This window comes from Candidatus Acidulodesulfobacterium sp. H_13 (assembly GCF_048541835.1).
Taxonomy (GTDB): domain Bacteria; phylum SZUA-79; class SZUA-79; order Acidulodesulfobacterales; family Acidulodesulfobacteraceae; genus QIJE01.
Map to the genome: position 1 here is coordinate 222,285 of NZ_JBLEOY010000002.1, position 26,245 is coordinate 248,529.

The window sequence follows — 26,245 nt, forward strand, 5'->3', positions numbered from 1 at the left end:
TTAAAAAAACGGGATCGATATAATGTCAGAAAATGCCGAAATATTAAACATTAAAAACGAAAATGCCGGCAATATTGCATTAAATGAAAAAGTATATTCCTATCCGGTCAAAGAGTCGCTGATAAAAGAATATGTTTTATTGACGCTGTCAAATAAAAGGCTAGGGTTAGCTTCCGTGAAGAACAGGAAAATCGTATCAGGTGGCGGAATCAAGCCGTGGAAGCAAAAGGGAACGGGTAGAGCGAGAGCGGGTTCAATCAGGTCTCCGCTATGGAAAGGCGGCGGAACTATTTTTGGTCCCGGAAACGAAAGAAATTACAAGAAGGATATGCCTAAAAAAGCCAGAAAGGCGGCATTGAAGTCGGCTTTGTCTTATCTTTTAAAGGAAGGGCGAATTATTTTTATGCAGGATTTTGAAATTCCGGAAATTAAGACCAAGCAGATGCAATTTATTTTTGTTAATTTGGGCATAAAAAAGGGTTTACTTGTATTGCCTACCGCAAATGCGGATAATAAGATAGCAAAATCTACAAAAAATCTTATGAATTATAAGGCAATTAGCATAAGCTCTCTCAATATTTTAGATTTACTTAAATACGAAAAAATACTTATTACAGTTAAGGCAAATGAAGAATTAGAGAGGAATCTTTCATTATGAAGGAATTAAATACGGTTGTGGAAAAAGCGATACTTTCGGAAAAAAGCTTGAAGATAAGAGAAATGACGAATACCTATGTTTTTAATGTCAATAAAAAGGCAAATAAAAAGGACATTAAGGATGCGATCGAGAAATATTTGAACGTCAAAGTGGAAGTAGTCAACACGATGATTAATCGAGGTAAATTTAGGCGGGTCGGAAAGTATACGGGTAAATTACCTAATTTTAAAAAAGCTTACGTAAAATTAAAAGAAGGTCAGAGAATCTCTGCCTTGGAAGCATAATCCGGAGACGATATCAATGCCATTAAAAAAATATAAGCCTACATCAAGCGGAAGAAGGTTTCAAACCGTTTCTGATTTTGCGGAAATTACTCGTGATTTTCCGGAAAAAAGTCTTCTTTCTAAATATAAAAAGAATGCGGGAAGAAATAATTACGGCAGAATTACCGTAAGGCATCAGGGCGGCGGACACAAAAAAAGATATAGAATTATTGATTTTAAAAGAGATAAAAGAGATATTCCTGCACGTGTCGCGGAAATAGAGTATGATCCTAACAGGTCGGCAAGAATTGCTCTTCTACATTATATCGATGGTGAAAAAAGATATATTTTGTGGCCCAACGGTTTAAAACAGGGAGATAGCATTATATCATCCGAAAAAGCCGATATTCAGCCGGGGAATTGTATTCCATTATATAATATTCCGGCAGGAACCATGATTCATAATGTAGAGATGAAACCGAATTCTGGTGGAAAACTTGTTAGAAGCGCAGGAACTTACGCGGAACTTCTCGGGAGAGACAGTGGGTATGCACAGATCAAGATGCCTTCGGGAGAATTCAGGTTGATTCTGGAAAAGTGTTATGCGACTATCGGTCAAATAGGAAATGTCGATCATGAAAATATAAGCATAGGTAAGGCAGGTAGATCCAGGTGGATGGGAATTAGGCCGTCGGTAAGAGGCGTCGCCATGAATCCGGTAGATCATCCGCATGGAGGAGGAGAAGGAAAGACGTCGGGTGGTCGTCACCCCGTTACGCCGTGGGGTATATCTACAAAGGGTCATAAGACCAGAAAAAATAAACGGACGTCTAAATATATTATTTCAAAAAGAAAAGGCAGATAATCTCGGTTAATTTGCCGACAAAATAAATTAGGAGAAATAAATTTGGCTAGGTCTATTAAAAAAGGTCCTTTTTCTGATGAGTCGCTTTTGAGAAAGGTTGAAAAGGCGTTTGATTCTAACGATAAAAAGATAATAAAAACATGGTCCAGGAGATCTACTATAATACCTTCTATGGTAGGGTTTACATTCGCTGTTCATAACGGAAAAAAATTTATACCTGTTTTTATAAGCGAAAATATGGTTGGACACAAACTAGGGGAATTTAGTGCGACTAGGACTTTTACTATGCATGCCGGAGATAGGAAAGCAAAAGTTAAGAGCAGCGGAAAAAAATAAAAATAAAGGGGTTGGGAAATGGAGTTCAAAGCAGAAGCAAAATACATTAAGGTGTCCCCTCAAAAAGCAAGGCTTGTAGTTGATCTTGTTAGGGGGAAAAAGGTCTACGACGCTATAAATATACTTAAGTTTACAAAGAAAAAGTCTGCCGTTTTTGTATACAAGCTGTTAAAATCCGCATTGGCTAACGCAGCCGGAACGGGAAGGGTAGATATAGATAATCTGGTTATATCTAAAATAAACGTCGATATGTCTTTATCCCTTAAAAGGCTCATGCCTAAGGCTATGGGTAGAAGCGCAATCGTTAAAAAGCGTATGAGTAGTATTAAAATAGTTCTTGAAGAAATTTAAAATCGGAGGTAGATTTTGGGGCAGAAAGTTAATCCAATCGGGTTTAGAATAGGCATAAATAGAACTTGGGATTCAAGATGGTATAGTGATCGTGATTATGCAAAATTTTTGCATGCCGATTTAAAAATCAGAGGTTTTTTAAAAAAGAAACTTTATTCTGCCGGTATATCGAAAATTAATATAGGTAGAAAAGCCGAAAAATTAATTATAGATATATTTTCTGCTCGACCAGGTATGATATACGGCAAGAGAGGTTCTTCGGATTTTGATAATCTAAAGAACGAATTAGCTAAAATCAGTACGATGAAGAATAAAGATATTAACGTAAATATACTTGAAGTCAAAAAACCGGAGTTAGATGCTGTTTTGGTAGCCGAAAGCATCGCATTGCAACTTGAAAAACGTATTGCTTTTAGAAGAGCTATCAAAAAAAGTATTACTATGGCATTGAAAAGCGGTTCAAAGGGTATAAAAATAGCCTGCGGCGGCAGGCTTGCCGGAGCTGAAATAGCAAGGACGGAATGGTATCTGGAAGGAAGGGTTCCGTTGCATACATTGAGAGCAAGTATTGATTATGGTACTGCCGAGGCCAATACGACGTATGGAAAAATAGGCATAAAGGTATGGATATATAAAGGGGATGTTCTTTAAAAATAACGGTAAAAGTAAAGGTGAGCAAAAATGTTAATGCCGGCTAAAACGAAATATAGAAAGCAGATGAAGGGGAGAATGAGGGGGAAAGCCACTCGTGGTAATTCTCTTGCATTCGGAGATTTTGGGCTTAAGGCCGTTGAGTGCGGATATATAACGTCAAGGCAAATTGAAGCTGCAAGAATTGCGATGACGAGATTTGTGAAAAGGGGCGGTAAGATCTGGATAAGAATGTTTCCGGACAAACCTATCACGAAAAAACCAGCAGAAACGAGAATGGGTAAAGGAAAAGGCAGTGTTTCCGAATGGGTATGTGTTGTTAGGCCGGGGCTGATCCTGTATGAAATGGAAGGAATATCAAAAGATATTGCTATGGAGGCATTACGGTTGGCATCTCATAAATTGCCTATTAAGACCATATTCATAGAAAGAGGAGAGTTTTGATATATGAAATTTAGCGAATTAAAATCAATGAGCGATGACGAACTTAAGGCTAAAGAAGCCGATTTTAGAAAAGAAATTTTTAATCTTACTATTCAAAAATCAATAGGCGCTTTGGAAAATCCAAAGAGGATTAAAACCGTAAAAAAGTCTATAGCGAGAATAAAGACAATTTTAAATGAGAAGAAGTAGGGGATAACTATGAAAAAAACATTTATAGGGGTTGTTTCATCGGATAAGATGGACAAGACTGCTGTAGTAAAGGTGTCTGATATGGTAAAGCACCCCATTTATAAAAAATATATTAAGAAGGTTAGGAAGTTTAAGATTCATGACGAAAAGAATGTTACACATATAGGAGATAGGGTTTCATTTGTGGAGACTCGCCCGTTATCTAAAGAAAAGAAGTGGAATCTTAAGGAGATTCTTTAATTTAACACATCAAATTAAAGAAATCATATGAGGCTATAAAAATGATTCAAATGCAGACAGTTTTAAAATCCGCCGATAATTCAGGGGCAAAAAAGCTTATGTGCATTAAGGTTCTCAGGGGCTCGGGACATAGGTATGCTAAGATTGGCGATGTGATAGTTGTTTCGGTAAAGGAAGCAATCCCTAATTCAAAGGTTAAAAAAGGCGACGTCGTTAAAGCCGTTATTGTGAGAACGATCAAAAAAACAAAACGTCCCGACGGAAGCTACATAAGGTTCGATAATAATTCGGCTGTTTTGATAAATAATCAGAATGAACCGATAGGAACACGTATATTCGGTCCGGTAGCAAGGGAATTAAGGGCAAAAAAGTTTATGAGGATTATATCCTTGGCTCCGGAGGTTTTATAATATGGCTATTAAATTAAAAAAGAACGACAATGTAATGATTTTAGCGGGCAAAGAGAAGGGTAAAACCGGGAAAATTATCAGCATAAATAGGGACGATAATAGGGTATATGTTGAAAAGATAAACATGGTAAAGAGGCACATGAAATCAGGAAGTGCTCAGAAGCCCGGAGGCATTGTCGATAAAGAGGCGCCTGTTAATATTTCCAACGTCGCATTGTATTGTTCCAAGTGCAAAAAAGCGGTCAGGTTTTCGGTCAAGCTTGGCGATGACGGAAAGAAGCTTAGACTATGTAAGAAATGCGGGCTAGAAGTTTAATTTTGGAGGATTAAAAATTGTTTTCGAGATATAAGGAATTTTATAAAAAAGAGGTTGTTCCCAGGCTGATAAAAGAGACGGGTTATAAAAACATTCATCAGATACCTAAATTAGAGAAAATTGTCATTAATATGGGGCTCGGAGAAGCGACATCTAATTCTAAAATCATAGAACAGTCAATTGCGGAGCTTGCTAAGATTTCAGGGCAGAAGCCTGTAATTGCAAAAGCCAGGAAATCTATTGCGGCGTTTAAATTGAGAGAGAATCAGGAAATAGGTTGTTTTGTTACGTTGAGAGATAAAAAAATGTATGATTTTTTTGATAGGCTCATAAATATATCGCTTCCGAGAGTTAGAGATTTTAAGGGGGTTTCCAAGAAATCTTTTGACGGTCGAGGGAATTATACCTTAGGGGTAAAGGAACAGCTTATATTTGCCGAGATAAGCTATGAACTTGTGGAAAAAATTAAAGGAATGAATGTAACGATAGTCACGACGGCAAAAAACAATGAAGATGGCTATAAACTTTTGAAAAGTTTTAATTTTCCTTTTAGAAATTAGGAGATAGGGGACATGGCAAAAAAATCTATGATATTTAAAGCATCTAAAAAGCCTAAGTTTAAAGTCAGGGTGCACAGCAGGTGTCCAATTTGCGGAAGACCCAGAGGCTATTATCGAAAATTCGATATGTGTAGAATTTGTTTTAGGACATTTTCTAATAAAGGGCTAATTCCGGGTGTTACTAAGTCAAGCTGGTAATTAATTTTAATATATTGTAAGCGAGGGTAAAGAGAAAAAATGACGCATCCGATTTCAGATATGGTTGTCAGAATCAAAAATGCATATAAGGTTGGCAAAGAGAGAGTGAGCATGCCTTATTCTAAGTTAAAGGAAAATATATGCGAGATTTTAAAGGAAGAGGGTTTTATTGATGATTTTACTATTGAAAATGTCGATTTAATTTCAGTTAAGAGTATCAGTGTAAAACTTGCATATTTCGAAAACGTAAAACCCGTCATTGTAGACATAAAAACGACAAGTACTCCGGGTATAAAGTTTTACAAGAAAGTCAAGGATATGAGGCGTTACAAGAATGGTTTGGGTGTTGAGATTTTTTCGACTTCATCCGGAATACTGACTGATGTTTCTTGCAGAAAAGAAGGGGTCGGCGGGCTTTCATTGTTAACAGTTTTTTAGTAATATATAAGGATAAAAAGGTGCTCATAAAATGTCGAGAATAGGTAAAAAAGCGATAGAAATTCCAAAAAGTGTTAAAGTAGAGATAAACGGAGATATGGTTACTTCTTCAGGACCGTTGGGAAAACTGACGAAGAAAATTCCAGAAGGAATTACTTTAGATTTGTCCGAATCGAGTATTGCCGTTAAGCTAAAAGATGACAATCCGAGTTTTGAAAAATATACCGGTTTAACGAGGACCATTATCGCTAATGCGGTAGTCGGAGTAGTAAATGGTTTTTCTAAGGATTTAGAGATAATAGGGGTTGGATACAAGGCGGAAGTAAAAAGCAAAAATCTTGTATTAAATTTGGGTTATTCTCATCAGGTAAATTTTATAATTCCTGAAGGAATTAAGGTAATCGTTAATAAAAATACATTGTTAAAGGTTTCCGGCATCGATAAAGAGCTTGTTGGATTTGTCGCTTCCAGAATAAGGGGATTAAGAAAACCCGAACCTTATAAGGGAAAAGGGATTAAATATTCGGATGAAGTTATAAAAAGAAAAGTCGGTAAGGCATCTGGAAAATAAATAATTTTAGAATAAGAAGGATTACTTATGAAGGATAAAATTAAAAAAAGATTACACAGGAAAGAGCACGTAAAAAAGACGATGAAAGATAATACGAGGCCGAGATTATGTGTTTTTAAAAGTTTGAATAATATATATGCTCAGGTTTTTTCCATTGATAATGACGTATTGGCACATGCTTCTTCGCTTTCTAAGGAATTGAGGGCAAAGATTAAAGGGCATAGCGGAAACGTGGATGCTGCGAAAATAGTAGGTGCAGAAATAGCTGAGCAATGCAAGCGAAAATCCGTGCATAGCGTTGCATTTGATAGAAACGGATATATTTATCATGGAAGAGTTAAGGCATTAGCTGATGCCGCAAGAGAAAACGGTTTAAATTTTTAGGAGGATGATTTGAAGAAATTAAGCGTCGAAGATTTAAATATTCAGGATAAAGTTATCCATATTTCAAGGGTTGCAAAGGTTGTTAAGGGTGGAAGAAGGTTTGGTTTTTCCGCTTTAGTCGTCGCAGGAGATCCCGATGCTAATTTTGTAGGCGTAGGTTTAGGCAAGGCCAAAGAGGTTCCGGAAGCAATCAGAAAAGGTACGGAACAGGCTAAGAAAAATTTGATAAGAGTTAAGGTTCATAAAAATACTATCCCCCATGAGCAGTATGGTAAAAGCGGAGCCGGTTATGTATTTATGAAGCCTGCACCGGAAGGGACGGGAATAATTGCCGGCGGAGCGATGAGGGCGATACTTGAGCTTTCAGGCATTAGGAATGTTTATGCGAAGTCGATAGGTTCGTCTAATCCTCATAATGTTGCGAATGCTACGTTGGAATGTATTTCATCGCTTTTCTATAAAGGTGAACTTATCAAAAGAAGAAAAAGAAGAATATAAACAAATATTTATTTTTAAGCAAGCATAGGGGATTAAAATTAAATGATTAATTTGAGTAAGTTTGGTAAATCTAATAATAGAAAGATAAAAAGATTGGGCAGGGGTTCCGGTTCCGGGCACGGTCAGACATCCGGAAAAGGAAACAAGGGTCAGAATGCAAGGTCCGGCGGGGGCGTAAGACGGGGGTTCGAAGGCGGACAAATGCCGTATATCAGAAGAGTTCCTAAAAGGGGTTTTAGAAATCCTTGCAGAGAGGAATTCGTAGTTATTAACTTAACGACTTTGGAGAATTTGAAGGATAGTGATATAAACATTGATATCTTGAAGAATAACAGAATCTTAAAAAAGAGCGACGATAAGTTCAAACTTTTAGGTTCCGGAGAAGTAAATCGCAAAATTAATGTGGTATGTAATAAGATTTCTAAAAATGCTAAAGAAAAGATTGAAAAAAATGGCGGAACAATAAGGATAATATAAATAATGGCGCAAGGTTTTGAAAATTTAGGAAAAATTCCGGAATTAAGAAATCGTATACTTTATACACTTTTAATGTTTGTTGTGTTCAGAGTAGGGGTTCATATAACTACTCCGGGTGTTAATCCTACCGCTTTAGCTCAATTTTTTAGCGCTTCCAACAGTAATCTGTTTGGGCTTTTCAATATGTTTACCGGAGGAGCGTTAGCTCGTTTTTCGATATTTTCTCTCGGTATTATGCCGTATATCAGTTCGGCAATAATATTCGAAATGCTTCCTATGGTTGTTCCGTCTCTTGATAGGCTACAAAAAGAGGGAGAGGCGGGAAGAAAGAAGTTTATGCAGTATATAAGGTACGGTACGGTTATTCTTTCATTGTTTCAAGCTATGGGAATAACCTACGGAATTGAGGTTATGCGGAGTCCGTCAGGCTTGCCGGTAGTTAGTCATCCGGGCTTGAGTTTTATGGTTATATCCGTTATAGCCCTTACTGCCGGAACCGTATTTGTAATGTGGATAGGCGAAGAAATTTCGGAGCATGGAATCGGAAACGGTATTTCGCTTATAATATTTGCCGGTATTGTTGCGGCTATCCCCGCAGCATTTATAAATGCGCTTAAAATGGTGCGGCTTGGCGAACTCAACATAATGCTGTTGATTTTAATTGTCGCAATGATGATTTTAGTCATTGGGTTTATCGTATTCGTCGAATCGGCACAAAGACGCATTCCTGTGCAATACGCGAAAAAAATGGTAGGGAGGAAATTATATTCGGGGCAAAGCAGCTATCTTCCGCTGAAGGTGAATACGCCCGGCGTTATTCCGCCTATTTTTGCTATGTCCATACTTCTGTTTCCTACTACTATCGCTAACTTTATTAAGATACCTATATTTGAGGGCGTATCTAGATATTTAAATCCTGCAGGAGTGCTTTATAACGTAATTTATGTTGTATTGATTTTTTTCTTTGCTTTCTTTTATACCGCGATTACGTTTAAAGTGGATAATGTTGCCGATGATTTACGTAAATACGGCGGTAACATTCCGGGAATTAAACCGGGTAAATCTACGGCTGCATATATAGATAGAATTTTAAACAGGGTTACGTTTATCGGAGCGACATATGTTTCGTTAGTTTGTTTATTGCCGACCATCTTGATTAACCAGATACATGTGCCGTTTTATTTTGGAGGTACGGGACTTTTAATAGTGGTAGTAGTTGCTATGGATACTATAGTGCAGATTCAATCTCATTTACTATATAGGAATTACGACAGCCTACTCAAGAAAGCATCTAAAAAATGAGAATGCCCCGGTTTTTATGGGTTAACAATATAATATTAAATAATAAAGAGGGAAAAAAAGATGAAAAGCAAAATTTATATTTTAATAGGTCCTCCGGGGGCAGGTAAGGGAACTCAGGCTAAAAATATTGCAAGTAATAAGGATTTTGTTCTTATTTCCACGGGCGATCTTTTAAGGGACAATGTCGGACGGAAAACCGAACTTGGCGTGATTGCAAAATCCTATATGGATAAAGGGGAACTTGTCCCTACTGAACTTGTTACTAAAATGATAAAGGCTAATATTAAACAAAACATTGGGAAAAACGGATTTTTATTTGACGGGTTTCCAAGGGATTTGTCTCAAAATTCTCTACTCGACGAAATGCTGAAAGAGTTTGACTTGGAAGTAGACAGGATAATTTATATTGACGTGAAAAATGAAACTATATACGAAAGACTTACTAACAGAAGGATATGTCCAAAATGTAAAGATGTTTACCATATGAAATATAATCCTCCCAAAAAGGACGAGTTGTGCGATAATTGCGGAGAGCAGCTGATAACGAGAGATGACGATAAGTTAGATGTTATCAAGAAGAGATTGGATGTTTATCATAATTCAACGCAGCCTTTAGTGGATTATTTTGAAAAAATGGGTAAGATAACCAAAATTAACGGAGAAAAAGCTCCAAAAGAGGTTGAGGCAGAGATTATTTCTAATATATAAGTAATAAATGATAAACCTTAAAAATAAAGCAGATATCGAAGGGATAAAAGATGCGGGGCAGATCGTAAAGAAGGTGTTATTAGAATTATCCGGTATTACGAAACCGGGCATTAAAACGATTGAATATGATATAAAATCGGAAGAGTTGGCGGCGTCATTAAATGCATCGCCGGCGTTTAAGGGATATAACGGGTTTCCGTATTCTGTTTGCGTATCTGTAAACGATGAAGTTGTTCACGGTTTTCCTTCTCAAAGGAGACTCAAGAACGGTGATATAGTTAGTTTAGATTTTGGTTCCTATTATAAGGGTTATTATGCGGATGCGGCGATTACTCTTGCCGTAGGGGATGTTTCGGATGCGGCGTCAGATCTTATGAGTGTTACCAAGAATGCTTTACATATTGGGATATCTAAGGCGGTTTGCGGGAATAAAATAAATGATATCTCTTCGGCGATAGAAGATTTTGTTGTAAGTAATAAATACTCGGTCGTAAAGGATTTTGTAGGTCACGGAGTCGGATTTAAATTGCATGAAGACCCGCAGGTTCCGAATTATTATATTAAAGGGAACGATATTTTGATAAAAGAAGGTTTGGTAATAGCCATTGAGCCGATGGTAAATGAGCTTGAATATAAAGTAAGGGTTAAGAAAAACAGATGGACGGTTGTTACTAAAGATAGAGGGTTCTCCGCTCATTTTGAGCATACCGTCGTGGTAACTAAAGAAGGACCGCAAATTCTAACATAGGAAAATTTATGGCAGGCAAAGAGGATCTGATAGAAGTTGAAGGGACGGTTGTTGAGCCGTTGCCTAATGCCATGTTCAGGGTTGAACTGGAAAATGGCTATAAGGTATTAGCTCATATATCCGGAAAAATGCGCATGCATTATATTAAAATTCTTTCTGGTGATAAGGTAACCGTACAATTGTCGCCTTACGATTTAAGCAGAGGACGCATCGTATTTAGAGGGAAATAATTTAAAAATAATGATAATAATTTCGATATGTGTTCTATCTAATGGGGTACATATTAGGGGAGTTAAAATTGAAAGTGAGATCTTCTGTAAAAAAAATATGCAGTAAATGCAAGGTTATAAGAAGAAAGGGAGTCGTAAGAGTGATATGCGAAAACCCTAAACATAAGCAGCGTCAAGGTTGAAAAGGGAGGCAATATGGCGAGAATTTCCGGTATAGATTTACCAAAAAACAAAAGAATTGAGATTGCCTTGACTTATATTTACGGTATAGGGCGGTCGTTATCTATTAGGATTTTAAACAAGGCCGATATCGACATAAATATCAAGACAAAAGATCTGACTGATATCCAGGTTAATAATATTAGACAAATAATAGATAACGGATATGAAGTAGAGGGAGATTTAAGAAGAGAAATACAGATAAACGTAAAACGGCTTATTGATATAGGCAGTTATAGGGGATTAAGGCATAGAAGAGGTTTGCCGGTAAGGGGGCAGAGGACTAAAACTAATGCAAGAACAAGGAAGGGGCATAGGAAGTCTTCAATGACGATGAAGATGACAAAGACAAAATAAGGTTAAAAAATTAATTTTTAATTTAAGGCGTATTCGAGGTATAGATGGCTAACACAAAGAAAAGGGCGGTAAAGAAGAGAAAAGAGAGGAAAAATATTCAAAATGCAATTGCTCACATAAGGTCAACGTTTAATAATACTATAGTTAGTATTACCGATTTAAATGGAAACGTTCTTTCATGGGCAAGCTCAGGCACAAGCGGATTTAAAGGCTCCAGAAAAAGCACCCCGTATGCGGGGCAGATGGCTGCCGAACAGGCGGCGAAAAAGGTATCGGATTATGGAGTTTCCAATATAGAAGTTTATATAAAGGGTCCGGGCGGAGGCAGGGAATCTGCATTAAGAGCTCTTCAGAGTTCGGGTCTTAATATTACGTTAATAAAGGATGTTACTCCCATACCTCACAACGGATGCAGACCTCCGAAAAGAAGACGGGTTTAAATCTTCAAAACGTTAAAAATTATAATTATTAAGTTAAGCAAGCTATGAAATTTATGAGGTGAAAAGGTGGCTAAGTACAGTGGCGCAGTTTGTAAATTATGCAGGAGAGAAGGCGAAAAACTCTTTTTAAAAGGAGACAGATGCTATTCCGATAAGTGTTCATATGATAAGAGAGAATATGCTCCGGGAGAGCATAAGAATATGAGAAGAAAGTTATCCGAATATGGAGGGCAGCTCAGAGAGAAACAGAAACTAAAAAGATCTTACGGACTTATGGAGAAACAGTTTAAAAAGACATATATAGTTGCAGAAAGAATGAGCGGAATTACAGGAGAAAACCTGCTTTCCCTATTGGAAAGAAGGCTTGACAATGCTGTTTATATGTTAGGATTTGCCGTTTCTCGCCGGCTCGGAAGACTTTTAGTTACGCACGGGCATTTCTTGGTTAACGATAAAAAGGTAGATATTCCTTCATTCGTTTTGAAACAGGGGGATAAAATCACTGTTCGCGAGAAAAGTAGAAAATACGATGTCATAAAAACTTCATTAGAGTCTGCCGCAAGAAGATCATGTCCCGAATATTTCGAATTGAATGCGGATGCCTACGAGGGCACGTTGAAAGCGATTCCAGAAAGGGATGAAATCATGTCTACGGTGGACGAAAAGCTTATAGTAGAACTTTATTCTAAGTAAGCGTCAAATAAAATTTTTTCGGAGGCGATATGAAAAAAGATTGGCTTTCGCTTATTAAGCCAAAGAAGATAGAATTCGAGAAGGAAACATATACCGATTATTATGGAAAATTAACGGTAGAGCCGTTGGAGAGGGGTCTTGGTATTACCATCGGCAATGCCGTTCGTCGGGTTCTTTTGTCATCAATAGTAGGATATAAAATATCCGAGATTAAGATTGAAGGTGTGTCGCATGAATTTACTTTTATTCCGGGAGTCGTAGAAGACATTACGGAGATTATATTAAACTTAAAAGACATCGACTTTGACATTACTTCCGATCAGCCCGAACCGGCATATATAGATATCGACGGGGAAGGCGATGTTTATGCCTCGGATATTAAAACATCGCAAAACATTGAGGTAGTAAACAAGGAAAAGAGGATTTTAAGGATAGCCGAAGGCGGTAGTTTTAAGGCTCAAATGCTTGTTGTCGGAGGCAGAGGATATGTTCCCAGCGAACTTAATTCTCGCGAGGAGGCCCCTATAGGGACTATTTTCTTAGACGTTTCTTTTTCGCCGGTCAAAAAAGTTACTATGGATGTTTCCTATGCAAGAGTCGGGGGGATAACGGATTACGATAAACTTGTAATGGAAATATTTACAAACGGATACATTACCCCGGAGGATGCTCTTACTTCCGCATCTTTAATGCTACAAGAACAAGTTGCGGTCCTTGCAACATTTGGAGAAATGGACCAATTATCAATATCGGATAAAAAGGTGCAGCCGGACGCAGAGAAGCTGTCGGAAGATTATTTGAACGAGAACTTGCTTAAGAACGTGGATGAGTTGGAGCTTTCCGTCCGATCTGCAAATTGTCTTAAGAATGCCGATATAAAAACAATCAATGAGTTGGTTCAAAAAACCGAAGGAGAGATGTTAAGAACAAAGAACTTCGGCAGGAAGTCCCTTAATGAGATAAAAGAGGTTTTATCTACTATGGGGTTAGGTTTTGGAATGAAGGTAGATGATGTAGCTATACGAAAACAAGAGAAATAATTTGTCAAATATTATATTTAGGGGTTAAAATGCGTCATAGAAAAATTAAGACAAGACTAAATAGAACGTCTTCGCATAGGGCTGCTTTACTTAGAAATATGGCATCTTCGCTTATAGAGCATGAAAGAATAGAAACAACCCTGCCTAAGGCCAAGGTTTTAAGGGGTTATGTGGAAAGACTTGTTACGCTGGGGAAATTAGACACTACGGCTAGAAGGCGAGCCGTATTCTCAAAGCTAAGAAGTAAAGAAGCGACTACTAAACTTTTTAATGATTTGGGGCAGAGATATAAAGATAGACCCGGAGGATACGTTAGAATAATCAAGACTGGTTATAGGGCTGGCGACGCTAGTCCTTTAGGGTTGATCGAATTTGTCGCGAGAAAAGAAGGATGAGCCGATTTGTAAGTAGGCATTAAACGACTATGATAAAGAAAAAAAATATGATATAATCTCCTACGTTATGCCTATTATAAATTATGAGGATGTTTTAAACACGCCGGAAGCATTCAATATAATTCCAGTTGTCTATGAAATTAGCGGCGATATGGAAACTCCGATATCGATGTTTTCGTCTTTCCACGGGGAGTCCTATGCGTTTTTTTTCGAGAGTACGGAAGGCATAGGAAAATGGGGGAGGTATTCCTTCATATGCTTGAACCCGTTTTTAACGATAAGCCTTCGGGGAGATGCGCTTAGCATTAATAATTTCACCGATTATCAACTTGAATTTCCTTCGAGTATAAGCCTTAAAAATTTAAACGGAGATGTTTTTTCATATATAAAGAAGATTCTGTCTCATTTTAAGCTGTATAAGAATGGATTGTCGGAAGATTTTATTGGAGGGTTGTTCGGTTATTTAGGATATGAAATAAACGGTCTTATCGAAAAATTGCCTCCGCAAAAAGCCGATATTACAGATGTTTATGATCTTTTTTTTATGCTTCCGAGAGATATAGTTGTTTATGACGCCTTAAATCATGCCATCAAGATAATATCTTTTTTGTTTAAAGATAATTCAGACAGAAAGCGGCTGAAAAAAGATTATGAATCGACGCTTCAGAGGATAGACAGGATATCCGACGTTATTAAAAAAAGGAAATTCGAATCTAAAAAAGACAAAAACGATGAGAATTCAGGTATAGAGATAGAAGATGAAACGGATTTTAACGAATTTAAGAAAAATGTTTTATCCGCCAAAGAATATATACTTCGCGGAGATATATTTCAGGTTCAGGTATCCCGCAGAAAAAAAATCATTAATCCCCCAGACCCTTTTCTCTTTTATCGCGCCCTTAGGCTTATAAACCCTTCTCCCTATATGTTTTATCTCAAGATCGGTGATTTTGTTATTGCCGGCTCATCTCCCGAAAACTTAGTAAAACTTACGAACCGCGATATCGAAACGAGGCCTATAGCCGGTACCATAAAAAGGGGTGAAGATTCTGCATCCGATGATATTCTTGCAGACGAACTGCTGAATGACCCTAAAGAACGAGCGGAACATATCATGCTAGTGGATTTGAGCAGGAACGACATAGGGAGGGTTTCCGAAAAAGGAACCGTTAAGATCGAAAAACTTATGTATATTGAAAAATATTCTCATGTTCAGCATATAGTTACAAGCGTCTTGTCTCAGATTAAAGACGGGTTGGATGCATTTGACTTGATTAAGGCAACGTATCCGGCAGGTACCGTTACCGGGGCACCGAAAGTAAGGGCCATGGAAATAATAAATGAGTTAGAGAATTCAAAGAGAGGGGTATATGCCGGGGGCGTAGGTTATTTCGATTTTTTAGAAGATAACGGTTGTCGGAAAATGGAATTTTGCATAACTATTAGGACGGCGTTATTTAAAAAAGGAGCGGCTTATATTCAGGCTGCAGGAGGTATAGTGTATGATTCCACCCCGGAAAACGAATTTGCGGAAACGGAAAATAAATTGAGACATTTAATAGCGGCATTTAATCTTTCGTACAGACTTAATTAAAAAATCATGATATTAGTTATAGATAATTATGATTCTTTTACCTATAATATAGTGCAGTATATAGGTGAATTAGGATATGACGTTTCGGTTTTCAGAAACGATGCCTTGGGGGTTTCGGATATTTCTGAAATGAATCCTGAGAAAATAGTCATTTCGCCGGGGCCTAAAACGCCTTCCGAGGCGGGAATTACGGTAGATATTATTCGGAATTTTCATCCGACGACACCTATACTGGGGGTTTGTTTGGGACATCAAGCTATAGGCGAGGCGTTCGGTGCAGATATAATAAGGGCGGAAAATATTATGCACGGAAAGGTTTCATCTATAAAGCACGATTCCTCTGTTATTTATAGAGATATACTAAATCCGTTCAATGCGACAAGGTATCATTCTCTTATAATAAAAAAAGAAAATCTTCCGGAAATTATAAAAATAACCGCTATGAGTTTGGACGATAACGAAATTATGGGTATAGAAATTAAAGGGTTTAGAGTTTACGGCGTTCAATTCCATCCCGAGTCGGTACTCACTTCATGCGGAAAGCAAATAATTAATAACTTTTTATCAATATAGCGGTATACCGATAAAAGGGAGACAAAATAGTAAATTAAATGAAGAAATATTTTATTAAAGACTTATTGGAACGCGTTATAGCCGGCCGTGATTTGAACAGAGATGAATCGTTTAATATCTTTAATATGATTCTAAGCGGAGAACTGACTAATGCTCAGATAGCTTCTCTTTTGACATCCCTGAAAATCAAGGGAGAAACCGTTGACGAGATAGCGGGTGCGGCGCTTGCAATGAAAGAAAATGCCGTTAAGATACCTTTGGGAAATAAAATTCAATCGGAACCGGTAGATACATGCGGAACCGGAGGGGATTCCAAGGATACTTTTAATATATCCACTTGTGCCGCTTTGATTGCAGCCGGCGCAGGCGTTAAAATAGCAAAACATGGAAATTATGCCGTTTCGTCTAAATCGGGAAGCGCTGATGTTCTAAAAGAGCTCGGAGTAAATATTTTTTTAGACGCAGAAGGGGTTTTGAGGTCGATAGAGTATGCGAATATAGGGTTTTTATTTGCCCCTGAGTTTCATACGGCAATGAAATATGTGGCTTCGGTAAGGAAAGAATTGGGATTTAAAACTATATTCAATATACTGGGTCCGTTGACTAATCCCTTATGCGTAAAAAAACAGGTAATGGGAGTTTATTCCAGAAGTCTATCTGAAAAAATAATCGAGGTTCTTAAAATATTTAATATCGGGAGGGCTTTTGTTGTGCATAGCAGGGACGGCATGGACGAGGTGGGCTTATCGGGCATAACCGATATTTATGAGTTAGACGCGGGCAGCATAAAATATTTTGAGTTTAATCCGAAAAAATACGGTTTTAATTTTTTTACGCCGGACGAATTTAAGTCATTATCGGTTGATTCAAGTGCGAAAATTATATATGATATCCTAAAGGGCAATGCCGGTCCAAAGAGTGATATCGCAATTTTAAATGCAGGATTCGCAATTTTGGTTTCCGGTACGGTAAATGATTTGCAGGATGCTTTTAGTGCGGCGAGACGTTCCGTAGAATCGGGCGATGCATTAAATGCCCTGAAAAATCTTGTTGAGATTTCTAATAAATAACTATTATTAATATAACGGTAAAAATGATTTTAGACGATATTTTAAGAGAAAAAACAATAGAGATAGAAAAATTTAAGGCATCTATAAATGAATCCAAATATAAAGCCGAAGCATACGGTGTTTTTAGGGGATTGAGAAGCCTAAGAGGGGCATTAAAACCGAGATCTAACGGTGAGGCGGTATCTTACCGAATCTGCAGTATAATTGCCGAAGTTAAAAAGACCTCTCCTTCCAAAGGAAAAATGGTATTTAATTATAAGCCGGATGAGATGTCCGTCGCCTATGAAAAAGGCGGTGCAAGCGCAATATCGGTTCTTACGGACAAGAGATTTTTCATGGGCAGCCCGTCGGATATACTGAAAGTGAGAGAATCCGTTAAACTTCCCGTATTGAGAAAGGATTTTATCATAGACGAAATTCAGGTTTTCGAATCAAAAATGATAGGAGCGGATGCAATTCTTTTAATACTTAAAGTGTTGACCGAGGTACAATACAAAAAACTTCTTACGCTCGCGGATGAACTTTCGTTGGATGTCCTTACGGAGATATCGGATGAGAATGAGTTGGAGACGGCGTATAAATATAATGCCGAGATTATAGGTATTAATAGCAGGGATTTAAGAACTTTCAAGACCGATTTGTTTAAGACTGCTGCCATTGCCGAAAAAATACCTCCCGGCAAATTAATTGTTGCGGAAAGCGGTATCAGTGGCAGGGGAGACATAGAGATGCTGATGAAAAGAGGGATAAACTCTTTTCTCATAGGAGAGGCAGTTGTCAAGTCGGAAGATGCTTCTAAAACATTGAAGGATCTTTTGTTTCCTTATACTATAAATAATTATTTGTAAATTTTAATGTCTCGTTTAACGTTTAACGTTCCTAAAATAAAAATATGCGGTATAACCAATCTGGGCGATGCCCGCAATGCATTGGAATGCGGTGCCGACAGTTTAGGTTTTGTCTTTTATGAAAAGTCTAAGAGGTTTATTTCGCCTGAAAAGGTTAAGCGGATCATATTTGAACTTCGAAGGGATAAAAAAGAATATTGCAGAGATTTCTTGTCAGTTAAGAGGAATGTTATAGTTACAGGCGTTTTCGTAAACGAGAGTATAGAAACCGTTAAAGCGCTGATGAATGATGCGGATATCGATATAATTCAGTTATCCGGGACGGAATCCTTAGAGTATATAGAAGAATTAGGTATATGCAAAAATGCGGTTTTAAAAGCAGTACGTATAGAAAAAGAAAAAGATATAGAAAAAATTTCTTATTATGAAAATGCCGGCGTTAATGTGCTCGTCGATACGTTTGCAGGGCGAGGTATATATGGAGGGACGGGTTCGTCTTTCAATTTAAATCTTTTGAAAAATATAAATCCTAAAAATTTGATTATAGCCGGCGGAATGGGTCCGGATAATATAAAAGATATTATTCAAACTGTGAGACCTTACGGTATAGACCTTTCTTCAAAAATAGAGGTCATGCCGGGTAAAAAAGATTACGACAAAATGGTTTTATTTTTTAGAAATCTTAAGGGGGGCTACATATGAAATTGCCCGATAAAAAAGGTCATTTCGGTGATTACGGCGGAAGATATATATCCGAAACATTGATGCCTGCCGTTATAGAATTGGAGAATTTTTATAAAGGTATACGGAACGATAAAGCCTTCATAAAAGAGCTTAATGATTATTTAAAAAATTACGTTGGCAGGCCTAGCCCGCTATTCCATGCAAAAAGGCTTTCCGAGGTTTACGAATCTGAGATATACCTTAAGCGGGAGGATTTAAACCATACCGGAGCCCATAAAATTAATAACACCGTGGGGCAGGCTTTGCTTGCAGTTAAAATGGGGAAAAAGAGGGTTATCGCCGAAACTGGAGCCGGTCAACACGGGGTCGCTACCGCTACCGTCTGTGCCCTTTTTGACCTAGAGTGCGAAGTATTCATGGGCAGAAAGGATATAGAAAGGCAGAAGCAAAATGTTTTTAAAATGGAACTTCTTGGCGCTAAAATAAATTCTGTAGAAGCAGGGGCGCAGACCCTTAAAGACGCCATGAATGAAGCGTTGAGAGATTGGATTACAAATGTCAAAACCACATATTACATGATAGGTACGGTTGCGGGTCCTCATCCATACCCTTTAATAGTCAGAGATTTTCAGTCGGTTATAGGAAAAGAGGTCTTGAAACAGATTGATAAGCTTCCGGATATCTTGATAGCTTGTATAGGGGGTGGAAGTAATGCCATGGGGTTATTCTATCCATTTCTGAAATACGACAGCATTGAGATGTATGCCGTGGAGGCAGGCGGTTTAGGGATTTCTACAGGAAAACACGCCGCTTCTATTTCCGGAGGCAAACCAGGGGTTTTACACGGAAATAAGACCTATCTCCTTCAGGATGAATTCGGAAGAATATCCGAAGCTCATTCAATTGCTGCCGGATTAGATTATCCGGGCGTAGGTCCTGAACACAGTTATTTTGCGGATAAAAAGAGGATTATTTTCGACAGCGTAACGGATGCGGAGGCGGTTTCAGCCTTTCAAATGTTATGCAAATCTGAGGGTATTATTCCGGCGCTGGAAAGTGCGCATGCAATCGCATATTTGGAAAAAATAAAGAAACAAATAAAAGGAAAAACTGTTATTATAAACCTTTCCGGCAGAGGAGACAAGGATATACACACTGTTTCCGATTATCTTTCATTTGGGAATAAGCAGGTAATATAAAGATGATAAAAGAAAACAAGATAGATAATATTTTTAATTTATTGAGATCTCAAAATAAGACTGCTTTTGTACCGTTTATATCCATAGGAGATCCGGATATCGAGACGTCGTTAGAGATAGCAAAGACATTAATAAACGCCGGCGCCGATATAATAGAATTGGGATTCCCTTTTTCCGACCCTATGGCAGACGGAAAGGTAATACAGAGATCTTACGAAAGGGCGCTAAAGAACAGAATTTCCATGGAAGATGCCTTTAATTTTATAAAAAGACTCAAGGCTTATCGGGATATACCGGTTATTTTTTTTACATATTATAATCCCGTTTTCGTAATGGGATCCAAATTTGCAGAAGATGCCGCGGATGCCGGAGTCGACGGTGTTTTGGTTGTAGATTTGCCCCCCGAAGAGAGTGATGAATTTAATAAATATATAAGAAAAAAGAAAATATATCAAATTTTTTTACTCACTCCCACGACGGGAATAGACAGAATGAGATACGTACTGTCTTATGCCAAGGGTTTTGTGTATTATGTCAGCGTTGCGGGGGTTACGGGGGCAAGAAAAAATTTGCCGGACGAAATTTGTTCCAATGTTAAGAATATTCAAGGCATAAGCACTATTCCTATTGGAGTGGGTTTCGGAATTTCCTCCGGAGAGCAGGCAAAAGCTATAAAAGAATATGCCGATGCTGTAATAATAGGCTCGAAGATTATCCAATTTATAGAAAGCAATATTGACGACAAATCCAAGATTCTCGAAAAAATAGCCGAATTTTCATATGGCATAAAATCCTGTCTTTAATTTAATCTATTCGCTTATAGGTCAACATGATATGCTTTTATTCAAAACAAAAAGCAAAAAAAAGGAACAGGGGAAACTTAACATACCGGAAGGGTTGTGGATTAAATGCCCCAGTTGCAGCGAGATTATTTATAAAAAGGAATTAGAAAGAAATCTTGAGGTTTGCCCAAAATGCGATTATCATTTTAGGCTTAAAGCAGACAGGAGAATAGAAGTAATATTTGATGAAGGCAGTTTTCAAAAGCTTTTTGAAGATATAATTGCGTTGGATTTGCTTAATTTTTCTGATACAAAAAAATATAAGGATAGGTTGAAAGAAGATAATGAAAAAACAGGGCTTTCCGATGCGGTAGTTTCCGGAGAGGGCAAGATTTACGGTATCAGGGTAGCTTCCTCTATCTTTGATTTTAACTTTATGGGCGGTTCTATGGGGAGGGTTGCTGGAGAAAAAATTGCAAAGACTTTCGAATATGCCATTTCAAATAAGCTTCCGGTGATAGTTTTTTCATCCTCCGGCGGAGCAAGAATGCAGGAGGGAATTTATTCGCTTATGCAAATGGCGAAGACCGTTTCCCTTGTTTCCGAATTTAATAAAACGGGAATTCCTTATATATCGGTTTTGACCGATCCGACAACCGGCGGCGTATCGGCAAGTTTCGCTACCCTCGGAGATATCATAATTGCGGAGCCGAGAGCCTTAATAGGTTTCGCCGGTCCCAGAGTCATAGAAAAGACCATCCATCAGAGTCTTCCTGAAGGGTTTCAAAGATCAGAGTACCTTTTGGAACACGGAATGATAGATATGATAGCGGAAAGAAAGGATTTAAAAGACATTTTAAAAAACCTGTTGATTCTTATTCGTCAATGAGTAGATTAGACACGGTTTATAATGCAGGCGGTTCTTTTATAAATTTAGGCCTTGAGAGAATAAAAGTGCTGTTGCATTATGCCGGTAATCCGCAAGATCGGTTAAAAACGATCCATGTAGCGGGAACTAACGGAAAGGGTTCCGTCAGCATGTTACTGTCCAATATTCTAACAGAGCATGGTCTAAGGGTGGGTTTGTATACATCTCCTCATTTAACGGCTTTCGCCGAAAGAATAACCGTTAATAATGAAAGAATAAAAGATAACGACATCGAAAGGCTTGATAGTTTTTTTCAAGACATTATTTTAGTAAACGATGATTTTAAGAGGCTAAGTACCCCGTCTTTTTTTGAACTTACGACAGCAGTGTGTTTTCAGTATTTTTTTGAACAAAAGGTTGATATAGCTATAATTGAAGCCGGTTTAGGAGGAAGATTAGATGCGACTAACGTAATAAAACAGCCGCTTATTTCCATAATCACGAATGTGGCGATGGACCATAAGAATATTCTGGGGAATTCTCTTAAAAAAATCGCATTAGAAAAGGCTGGTATCATAAAGAAAAACTCTGTTATCGTCTCTGGAGATAGAAGAAATAAGACAAAAAATATCATAGGAGAATATGCTTCAGGTTTAAATGCGGCATATTTTTCTGCGGATGACGTTAAAATAGTTAAGAAAAAAGATTTTTATGATTATTATGGTTTAAAATTAAGAATAAAAAATATATTATTGAACAACAAGGCATTGTATCAGAAATATAATTTAAGACTCGGAATCTTCTCGGCGGAGATTTTGAACAAGTGTTATGAAAACAGTTTAAACCTGAAATTAAACGAAAACTCTACAAGAAAGGGGATATCAAAATTTTACAATGAAGGAAGATTTGAGATAATAAAACATAAAAACAGCGATATTGTTTTAGACGGTGCTCATAATCCCGAAGGCATTAGATCTCTCATACTTTCATTGCGCAGGGTTTTTTCGAATAGGAATTTTATAATTATTTTTGCAGTTATGAAGGATAAAGATTATGAGACTATTTTAAGAAGATTGTCGTCGTTAAGCGGAGAATTATATTTTATAGCATTAAACGACGATAGGGCGCTAAGTAAAGAAGAATTAAACACGTTTTTAAAAAATAATAATTATTTTAAAAACGTGTTTATATTCGAGAGCGTAAAAGATGCATTGGAATCGGCGGTCCGTGATAAAAACAGGGATGACGTCCTTCTTGTTTGCGGCTCGTTTCGCCTTTTGGGAGAATTTAAAAGAACCGTTGTTAGTTAATTATTTATTTTAAAGGTCGTTTATGAGAAAGTTAACCGTTATATTATTTAGTCTTTGCATCTCCGTTATATTTTATTCTTACGGCATTAAGGAATCGTATGCCGTCCAAAAACTGCCCATATATATTTCGGCAAATAAGGTTGTTTACAATAAAAATAAGCATACATATATTTTTACGGGAGACGTAACGGTAACCCGCAAAACATTTCATCTAAACGCAAACAGGGTAACATATTTTTATAAGACGGATTTAGCGGTTGCCACGGGAAACGTTATAGTGCATTCCAAGGGTACGATCACGAAGGCTAAAGAGATTAGGGTGTATTTAAAGAGCAATATCGGAACCATATATAACTCTCATATACATTATCTTAATAAGAATATATATGTTTACGGAAAGAAAATTTATCATAGGGGTAAAGGGTTTTATCAGGTAAAGGACGGCTACTTGACCTCATGTGGAAGAAAGCCCCCCTCATGGAAAATATACTCGGGATTTTCCGACATATATGAGGGAAACTATGCTTACTCTTTTAATTCTATTTTCTATATTCATAATGTGCCGGTTTTTTATCTTCCTATCATGATTACGCCCATCAAGACAAAAAAATCTTCAGGGCTTTTGATTCCGACTATGGGCTATAGTACCATCAGAGGGTTTCAAGCCGGCGCCGGATATTATTTTGATTTGGGAAGGTCGCAGGATTTGACTTATTATCTGAATTATTACAGCATTTTGGGTTTTGGAAATTCACTAAAATACAGATATAGCCTCAGTCCGCACTCCCACGGATTTATTTACGGATTTTATATACATGAAAGAGACAACCGAAAAAGTCTTTCTAAGTCCCATGGTTTAACGAGATACCTTCTGTTTTCGCATAATATGTATTTCTTGAATAATTTAGCTATCAAGGCCAACGTTAACGTGCCTTCCGATAATGCTTTTTACTCTAATTTTTCTACAAATGTTTACCAGATGACGAAGCATAGACTGTCGTCTAATTTTTCCGTAACGGATAATTTTGGCGGTTATTCCGCCAGAATAAATTTTTTAAGATTTGATAATATATTTGTTCCGAATTATACCACGGTTAACGAATATCCTACTATTTCATTGGACGGAGAGTCGGAGATGGGGCATTTTTTGAATAATCCGCTATATTTTAATTTGCACTCGTCCATAAATGTTTTCAGGAGCGCCGCATATCTTAGCGACGACAGGATAGATATATATCCGTCGGTTTATATGCCCGTTAATATCATAAGCGGTATTCATATAACTCCGAAAGCGGGATTAAGGTATACGGGTTATTATGATATAAAAAACGGATATACCGGCGATTCTTACGCCGATAAGAACAGGCAGATTTATTATGCATCTGTGGATAGCAATACTACTCTTTTTAACGATTATATCACTTCTTCTAAAAAGAATGATGGTTATTTAGCGTTTTTAACGCCATATATAAATTACAATCTCATAAAACCGGTCAATCAGTCCGATATGCCATTAATAGACCAGGCCGATTATATCCCTTCAGAAAGCGCGTTCAAATACGGATTTAATTTTAATCTTGAGAGTTATACCGACAAAGGTATGAACAACTTGCTGAGATTAAGCCTGTACCAGTATCACTCTATTTCCGGCAATTTCATAAATCCGATAAACTATTTTAACTACGATAATGCAAACTCTGATATCATTGCCAGAATTAAAGTGCATCTCGTGCCGAACATATATATATTCGGTAGTGGAAGCTATGACGATTACAATTATATATTCCATAATTATAACATTAACTCTCAGGTAAGAGATTTCAGGGGGGATTCTTTCAGGATAGGTTATACGGAAATTAACGATATTCAGGGGTATCTTACTACATTAAACAAGTTCAATTCTACAGATCCACACTTGTTTCCGCAAACCGTGTCGGCTATCACCCGTCTCAACACGCTTTCATATGCAAGTCTGTCTGCAAAGTTAGATATTATCGACGGTTTCAGCATAAACGCTACGGAAAATATAGATTTGACGATACACAAAGATATATCTAATTCAGTAGGCATAACTTATCAAAACGGTTGTATAGGTTTCGTAGCCAACTACATGAATTTGCCATATTTTCACCAATGGGCCTTTTCTTTTGGCATAGTACTTAGGGGTATAGGGACATACGGATTCGGCAATATGATTTCGCCCGGGGCGTCAAAGTCCGGCTTAACGATGAGCGGTCCGAGCTTTAACAACAAATTTTGAGTATTGGCGGCTGACAACGTTAACTGACGGTAATTTAACGGATTTAATTTTGAGGTATCTCATGAAAACATATCTTGTAACCGGAGGTCTTGGGTTTATAGGTTCTAATTTTATACGGCATATCTTGGACAAGCGAGAGGAAATTACGGTAATTAACGTTGATAAAATAACGTATGCAGCAAATCCTGGAAATATTCCGAATGGAGTGAAGAATTACAGGTTTTATAAGACAGATATTGCGGATAATGTAGGATTATCTAAAGTTTTCGACGAAAACGATGTAGACTACGTAATTAATTTTGCGGCGGAATCACATGTAGACAGGTCTATAATGACTCCGGGGATTTTTATTAAAACCAATGTGGACGGAACGGCAAACCTGCTGGAATTATCCCTCAAACATAATGTTAAAAGATTCCTGCAGATTTCGACCGACGAGGTTTACGGTTCATTAGGTTCGACGGGAAAATTTAGCGAGACTACGCCGCTCGCACCGCGTAGTCCCTATTCTGCCTCAAAGGCTGCCGCAGACATGTTGGTTATGTCTTTTTTTCACACTTACGATATGCCGGTTTTAATATCAAGGTGTTCTAATAATTACGGACCGTATCAATTTCCGGAAAAACTAATTCCTCTTGCTATTATTAATGCGTTGCATGAGAAAGATATACCGCTTTACGGCGACGGAAGGAATGTTAGAGACTGGATATACGTTGCCGACCATGTTGCCGGAATATCCTTGATATTGGAAAAAGGGAAACCGGGCGAGACTTATAATATCGGCGGAGATTCCGAATTAGAAAATATAGATATAATAAATCATATACTGGATAGGCTTAACGGGTCGCATTCTCTGATAAAGTATGTAAAAGATAGACCGGGACACGATAGAAGGTATGCTATGGATTTCTCCAAGATTGCTTCTAAAATGGGATTTTCACCTAAATACGGTATAGATAAAGGGATAGAATATACGGTAAACTGGTATTTAAAAAATGAAAATTGGTGGAAGGAGATATTATCCGGGGATTATAGAGAGTATTATAAAAAAATGTATGAATATAGGTGAGGTTTCT

39 protein-coding genes are annotated in these 26,245 nt (G+C 37.5%); all 39 read left to right on the forward strand.

Going from position 1 to position 26,245, the window contains the following annotated elements; all coding sequences use genetic code 11:
- The first annotated feature begins 22 nt into the window (after positions 1-22).
- Positions 23-658, forward strand: coding sequence for a 50S ribosomal protein L4 (gene rplD / locus ACMCNP_RS05635; RefSeq protein ID WP_419314961.1), 636 nt, complete (start codon positions 23-25; stop codon positions 656-658).
- Positions 655-942, forward strand: a complete 288-nt coding sequence (gene rplW / locus ACMCNP_RS05640) for a 50S ribosomal protein L23 (RefSeq protein ID WP_419314964.1) — start codon at positions 655-657, stop codon at positions 940-942. The genes rplD and rplW overlap by 4 nt, the downstream gene beginning before the upstream one ends.
- Positions 943-958: 16 nt before the next feature.
- Positions 959-1,786: a 50S ribosomal protein L2 gene (gene rplB / locus ACMCNP_RS05645; RefSeq protein ID WP_419314967.1), complete on the forward strand. Its 828-nt coding sequence runs from the start codon at positions 959-961 to the stop codon at positions 1,784-1,786.
- Positions 1,787-1,828: 42 nt separating this feature from the next.
- Positions 1,829-2,122: a 30S ribosomal protein S19 gene (gene rpsS / locus ACMCNP_RS05650; protein ID WP_419314970.1), complete on the forward strand. Its 294-nt coding sequence runs from the start codon at positions 1,829-1,831 to the stop codon at positions 2,120-2,122.
- Positions 2,123-2,140: 18 nt separating this feature from the next.
- Entirely contained in the window at positions 2,141-2,473 is a 333-nt protein-coding gene (gene rplV / locus ACMCNP_RS05655; protein WP_419314973.1) for a 50S ribosomal protein L22, read from the forward strand.
- 15 nt (positions 2,474-2,488) lie between these two features.
- Positions 2,489-3,124 carry a 30S ribosomal protein S3 gene (rpsC, locus tag ACMCNP_RS05660; protein WP_419314976.1) on the forward strand — a complete coding sequence of 212 codons (636 nt, stop codon included), beginning with the start codon at positions 2,489-2,491 and terminating at the stop codon, positions 3,122-3,124.
- 30 nt (positions 3,125-3,154) lie between these two features.
- Positions 3,155-3,568 carry a 50S ribosomal protein L16 gene (gene rplP / locus ACMCNP_RS05665; protein WP_419314979.1) on the forward strand — a complete coding sequence of 138 codons (414 nt, stop codon included), beginning with the start codon at positions 3,155-3,157 and terminating at the stop codon, positions 3,566-3,568.
- Between the two features lie 3 nt (positions 3,569-3,571).
- Positions 3,572-3,757 carry a 50S ribosomal protein L29 gene (gene rpmC / locus ACMCNP_RS05670; protein ID WP_419314982.1) on the forward strand — a complete coding sequence of 62 codons (186 nt, stop codon included), beginning with the start codon at positions 3,572-3,574 and terminating at the stop codon, positions 3,755-3,757.
- A 9-nt stretch (positions 3,758-3,766) separates the two neighbouring features.
- Positions 3,767-3,997 carry a 30S ribosomal protein S17 gene (rpsQ, locus tag ACMCNP_RS05675; RefSeq protein WP_419314985.1) on the forward strand — a complete coding sequence of 77 codons (231 nt, stop codon included), beginning with the start codon at positions 3,767-3,769 and terminating at the stop codon, positions 3,995-3,997.
- A gap of 41 nt (positions 3,998-4,038) precedes the next feature.
- Positions 4,039-4,407 (forward strand): 50S ribosomal protein L14, encoded by a 369-nt coding sequence (gene rplN, locus ACMCNP_RS05680; RefSeq protein WP_419314988.1) that lies wholly within the window; start codon positions 4,039-4,041, stop codon positions 4,405-4,407.
- A 1-nt stretch (position 4,408) separates the two neighbouring features.
- Positions 4,409-4,723 carry a 50S ribosomal protein L24 gene (rplX, locus tag ACMCNP_RS05685; protein WP_419314990.1) on the forward strand — a complete coding sequence of 105 codons (315 nt, stop codon included), beginning with the start codon at positions 4,409-4,411 and terminating at the stop codon, positions 4,721-4,723.
- 17 nt (positions 4,724-4,740) lie between these two features.
- Positions 4,741-5,283 (forward strand): 50S ribosomal protein L5, encoded by a 543-nt coding sequence (gene rplE / locus ACMCNP_RS05690; protein ID WP_419314994.1) that lies wholly within the window; start codon positions 4,741-4,743, stop codon positions 5,281-5,283.
- Between the two features lie 12 nt (positions 5,284-5,295).
- Positions 5,296-5,481, forward strand: coding sequence for a type Z 30S ribosomal protein S14 (locus ACMCNP_RS05695; RefSeq protein WP_419314997.1), 186 nt, complete (start codon positions 5,296-5,298; stop codon positions 5,479-5,481).
- Between the two features lie 39 nt (positions 5,482-5,520).
- Positions 5,521-5,919, forward strand: a complete 399-nt coding sequence (gene rpsH / locus ACMCNP_RS05700; RefSeq protein WP_419315000.1) for a 30S ribosomal protein S8 — start codon at positions 5,521-5,523, stop codon at positions 5,917-5,919.
- 31 nt (positions 5,920-5,950) lie between these two features.
- Positions 5,951-6,490: a 50S ribosomal protein L6 gene (gene rplF / locus ACMCNP_RS05705; protein WP_419315003.1), complete on the forward strand. Its 540-nt coding sequence runs from the start codon at positions 5,951-5,953 to the stop codon at positions 6,488-6,490.
- A 27-nt stretch (positions 6,491-6,517) separates the two neighbouring features.
- Positions 6,518-6,874, forward strand: coding sequence for a 50S ribosomal protein L18 (gene rplR, locus ACMCNP_RS05710; RefSeq protein ID WP_419315005.1), 357 nt, complete (start codon positions 6,518-6,520; stop codon positions 6,872-6,874).
- A 9-nt stretch (positions 6,875-6,883) separates the two neighbouring features.
- Complete coding sequence (rpsE, locus tag ACMCNP_RS05715; RefSeq protein ID WP_419315007.1) at positions 6,884-7,372, forward strand: 30S ribosomal protein S5; 489 nt, start codon at positions 6,884-6,886, stop codon at positions 7,370-7,372.
- Between the two features lie 42 nt (positions 7,373-7,414).
- Positions 7,415-7,849 (forward strand): 50S ribosomal protein L15, encoded by a 435-nt coding sequence (gene rplO / locus ACMCNP_RS05720; protein WP_419315010.1) that lies wholly within the window; start codon positions 7,415-7,417, stop codon positions 7,847-7,849.
- A gap of 3 nt (positions 7,850-7,852) precedes the next feature.
- Complete coding sequence (secY, locus tag ACMCNP_RS05725; protein WP_419315013.1) at positions 7,853-9,151, forward strand: preprotein translocase subunit SecY; 1,299 nt, start codon at positions 7,853-7,855, stop codon at positions 9,149-9,151.
- 60 nt (positions 9,152-9,211) lie between these two features.
- Positions 9,212-9,859, forward strand: a complete 648-nt coding sequence (locus ACMCNP_RS05730; RefSeq protein ID WP_419315015.1) for an adenylate kinase — start codon at positions 9,212-9,214, stop codon at positions 9,857-9,859.
- A gap of 7 nt (positions 9,860-9,866) precedes the next feature.
- Positions 9,867-10,607 (forward strand): type I methionyl aminopeptidase, encoded by a 741-nt coding sequence (gene map / locus ACMCNP_RS05735; RefSeq protein ID WP_419315018.1) that lies wholly within the window; start codon positions 9,867-9,869, stop codon positions 10,605-10,607.
- Positions 10,608-10,615: 8 nt separating this feature from the next.
- Positions 10,616-10,837, forward strand: a complete 222-nt coding sequence (infA, locus tag ACMCNP_RS05740; protein WP_419315021.1) for a translation initiation factor IF-1 — start codon at positions 10,616-10,618, stop codon at positions 10,835-10,837.
- Positions 10,838-10,905: 68 nt separating this feature from the next.
- Positions 10,906-11,019 (forward strand): 50S ribosomal protein L36, encoded by a 114-nt coding sequence (gene rpmJ / locus ACMCNP_RS05745; RefSeq protein ID WP_419315024.1) that lies wholly within the window; start codon positions 10,906-10,908, stop codon positions 11,017-11,019.
- Positions 11,020-11,032: 13 nt separating this feature from the next.
- On the forward strand, positions 11,033-11,413 hold the full coding sequence (rpsM, locus tag ACMCNP_RS05750) for a 30S ribosomal protein S13 (protein WP_419315027.1): 381 nt from the start codon (positions 11,033-11,035) through the stop codon (positions 11,411-11,413).
- Between the two features lie 44 nt (positions 11,414-11,457).
- Positions 11,458-11,853, forward strand: coding sequence for a 30S ribosomal protein S11 (gene rpsK / locus ACMCNP_RS05755; RefSeq protein WP_419315028.1), 396 nt, complete (start codon positions 11,458-11,460; stop codon positions 11,851-11,853).
- 66 nt (positions 11,854-11,919) lie between these two features.
- Positions 11,920-12,546 carry a 30S ribosomal protein S4 gene (rpsD, locus tag ACMCNP_RS05760; protein WP_419315031.1) on the forward strand — a complete coding sequence of 209 codons (627 nt, stop codon included), beginning with the start codon at positions 11,920-11,922 and terminating at the stop codon, positions 12,544-12,546.
- A gap of 29 nt (positions 12,547-12,575) precedes the next feature.
- Positions 12,576-13,586: a DNA-directed RNA polymerase subunit alpha gene (locus tag ACMCNP_RS05765; RefSeq protein ID WP_419315034.1), complete on the forward strand. Its 1,011-nt coding sequence runs from the start codon at positions 12,576-12,578 to the stop codon at positions 13,584-13,586.
- Positions 13,587-13,615: 29 nt separating this feature from the next.
- Entirely contained in the window at positions 13,616-13,981 is a 366-nt protein-coding gene (gene rplQ / locus ACMCNP_RS05770) for a 50S ribosomal protein L17 (RefSeq protein ID WP_419315037.1), read from the forward strand.
- A gap of 67 nt (positions 13,982-14,048) precedes the next feature.
- Positions 14,049-15,575, forward strand: a complete 1,527-nt coding sequence (locus ACMCNP_RS05775) for an anthranilate synthase component I family protein (protein ID WP_419315040.1) — start codon at positions 14,049-14,051, stop codon at positions 15,573-15,575.
- Positions 15,576-15,581: 6 nt separating this feature from the next.
- A complete protein-coding gene (locus tag ACMCNP_RS05780) occupies positions 15,582-16,148 on the forward strand; it encodes an anthranilate synthase component II (RefSeq protein ID WP_419315043.1) in 567 nt (188 codons plus the stop codon).
- A 38-nt stretch (positions 16,149-16,186) separates the two neighbouring features.
- The gene (gene trpD, locus ACMCNP_RS05785) at positions 16,187-17,218 is read left to right on the forward strand and encodes an anthranilate phosphoribosyltransferase (RefSeq protein ID WP_419315046.1); all 1,032 of its coding nucleotides are present in this window, start codon (positions 16,187-16,189) and stop codon (positions 17,216-17,218) included.
- Positions 17,219-17,241: 23 nt separating this feature from the next.
- Positions 17,242-18,066: an indole-3-glycerol phosphate synthase TrpC gene (gene trpC, locus ACMCNP_RS05790; RefSeq protein ID WP_419315049.1), complete on the forward strand. Its 825-nt coding sequence runs from the start codon at positions 17,242-17,244 to the stop codon at positions 18,064-18,066.
- A gap of 6 nt (positions 18,067-18,072) precedes the next feature.
- On the forward strand, positions 18,073-18,768 hold the full coding sequence (locus tag ACMCNP_RS05795) for a phosphoribosylanthranilate isomerase (RefSeq protein ID WP_419315052.1): 696 nt from the start codon (positions 18,073-18,075) through the stop codon (positions 18,766-18,768).
- Complete coding sequence (gene trpB / locus ACMCNP_RS05800; protein WP_419315055.1) at positions 18,765-19,949, forward strand: tryptophan synthase subunit beta; 1,185 nt, start codon at positions 18,765-18,767, stop codon at positions 19,947-19,949. The genes ACMCNP_RS05795 and trpB overlap by 4 nt, the downstream gene beginning before the upstream one ends.
- 2 nt (positions 19,950-19,951) lie before the next feature.
- Positions 19,952-20,752, forward strand: a complete 801-nt coding sequence (trpA, locus tag ACMCNP_RS05805; protein ID WP_419315058.1) for a tryptophan synthase subunit alpha — start codon at positions 19,952-19,954, stop codon at positions 20,750-20,752.
- 31 nt (positions 20,753-20,783) lie between these two features.
- Positions 20,784-21,620, forward strand: coding sequence for an acetyl-CoA carboxylase, carboxyltransferase subunit beta (accD, locus tag ACMCNP_RS05810; protein ID WP_419315061.1), 837 nt, complete (start codon positions 20,784-20,786; stop codon positions 21,618-21,620).
- Positions 21,617-22,909: a bifunctional folylpolyglutamate synthase/dihydrofolate synthase gene (locus tag ACMCNP_RS05815; RefSeq protein WP_419315063.1), complete on the forward strand. Its 1,293-nt coding sequence runs from the start codon at positions 21,617-21,619 to the stop codon at positions 22,907-22,909. The genes accD and ACMCNP_RS05815 overlap by 4 nt, the downstream gene beginning before the upstream one ends.
- Positions 22,910-22,931: 22 nt before the next feature.
- A complete protein-coding gene (locus tag ACMCNP_RS05820; RefSeq protein WP_419315066.1) occupies positions 22,932-25,169 on the forward strand; it encodes an LPS-assembly protein LptD in 2,238 nt (745 codons plus the stop codon).
- A 61-nt stretch (positions 25,170-25,230) separates the two neighbouring features.
- A complete protein-coding gene (rfbB, locus tag ACMCNP_RS05825; RefSeq protein WP_419315069.1) occupies positions 25,231-26,238 on the forward strand; it encodes a dTDP-glucose 4,6-dehydratase in 1,008 nt (335 codons plus the stop codon).
- Positions 26,239-26,245 lie beyond the last annotated feature (7 nt).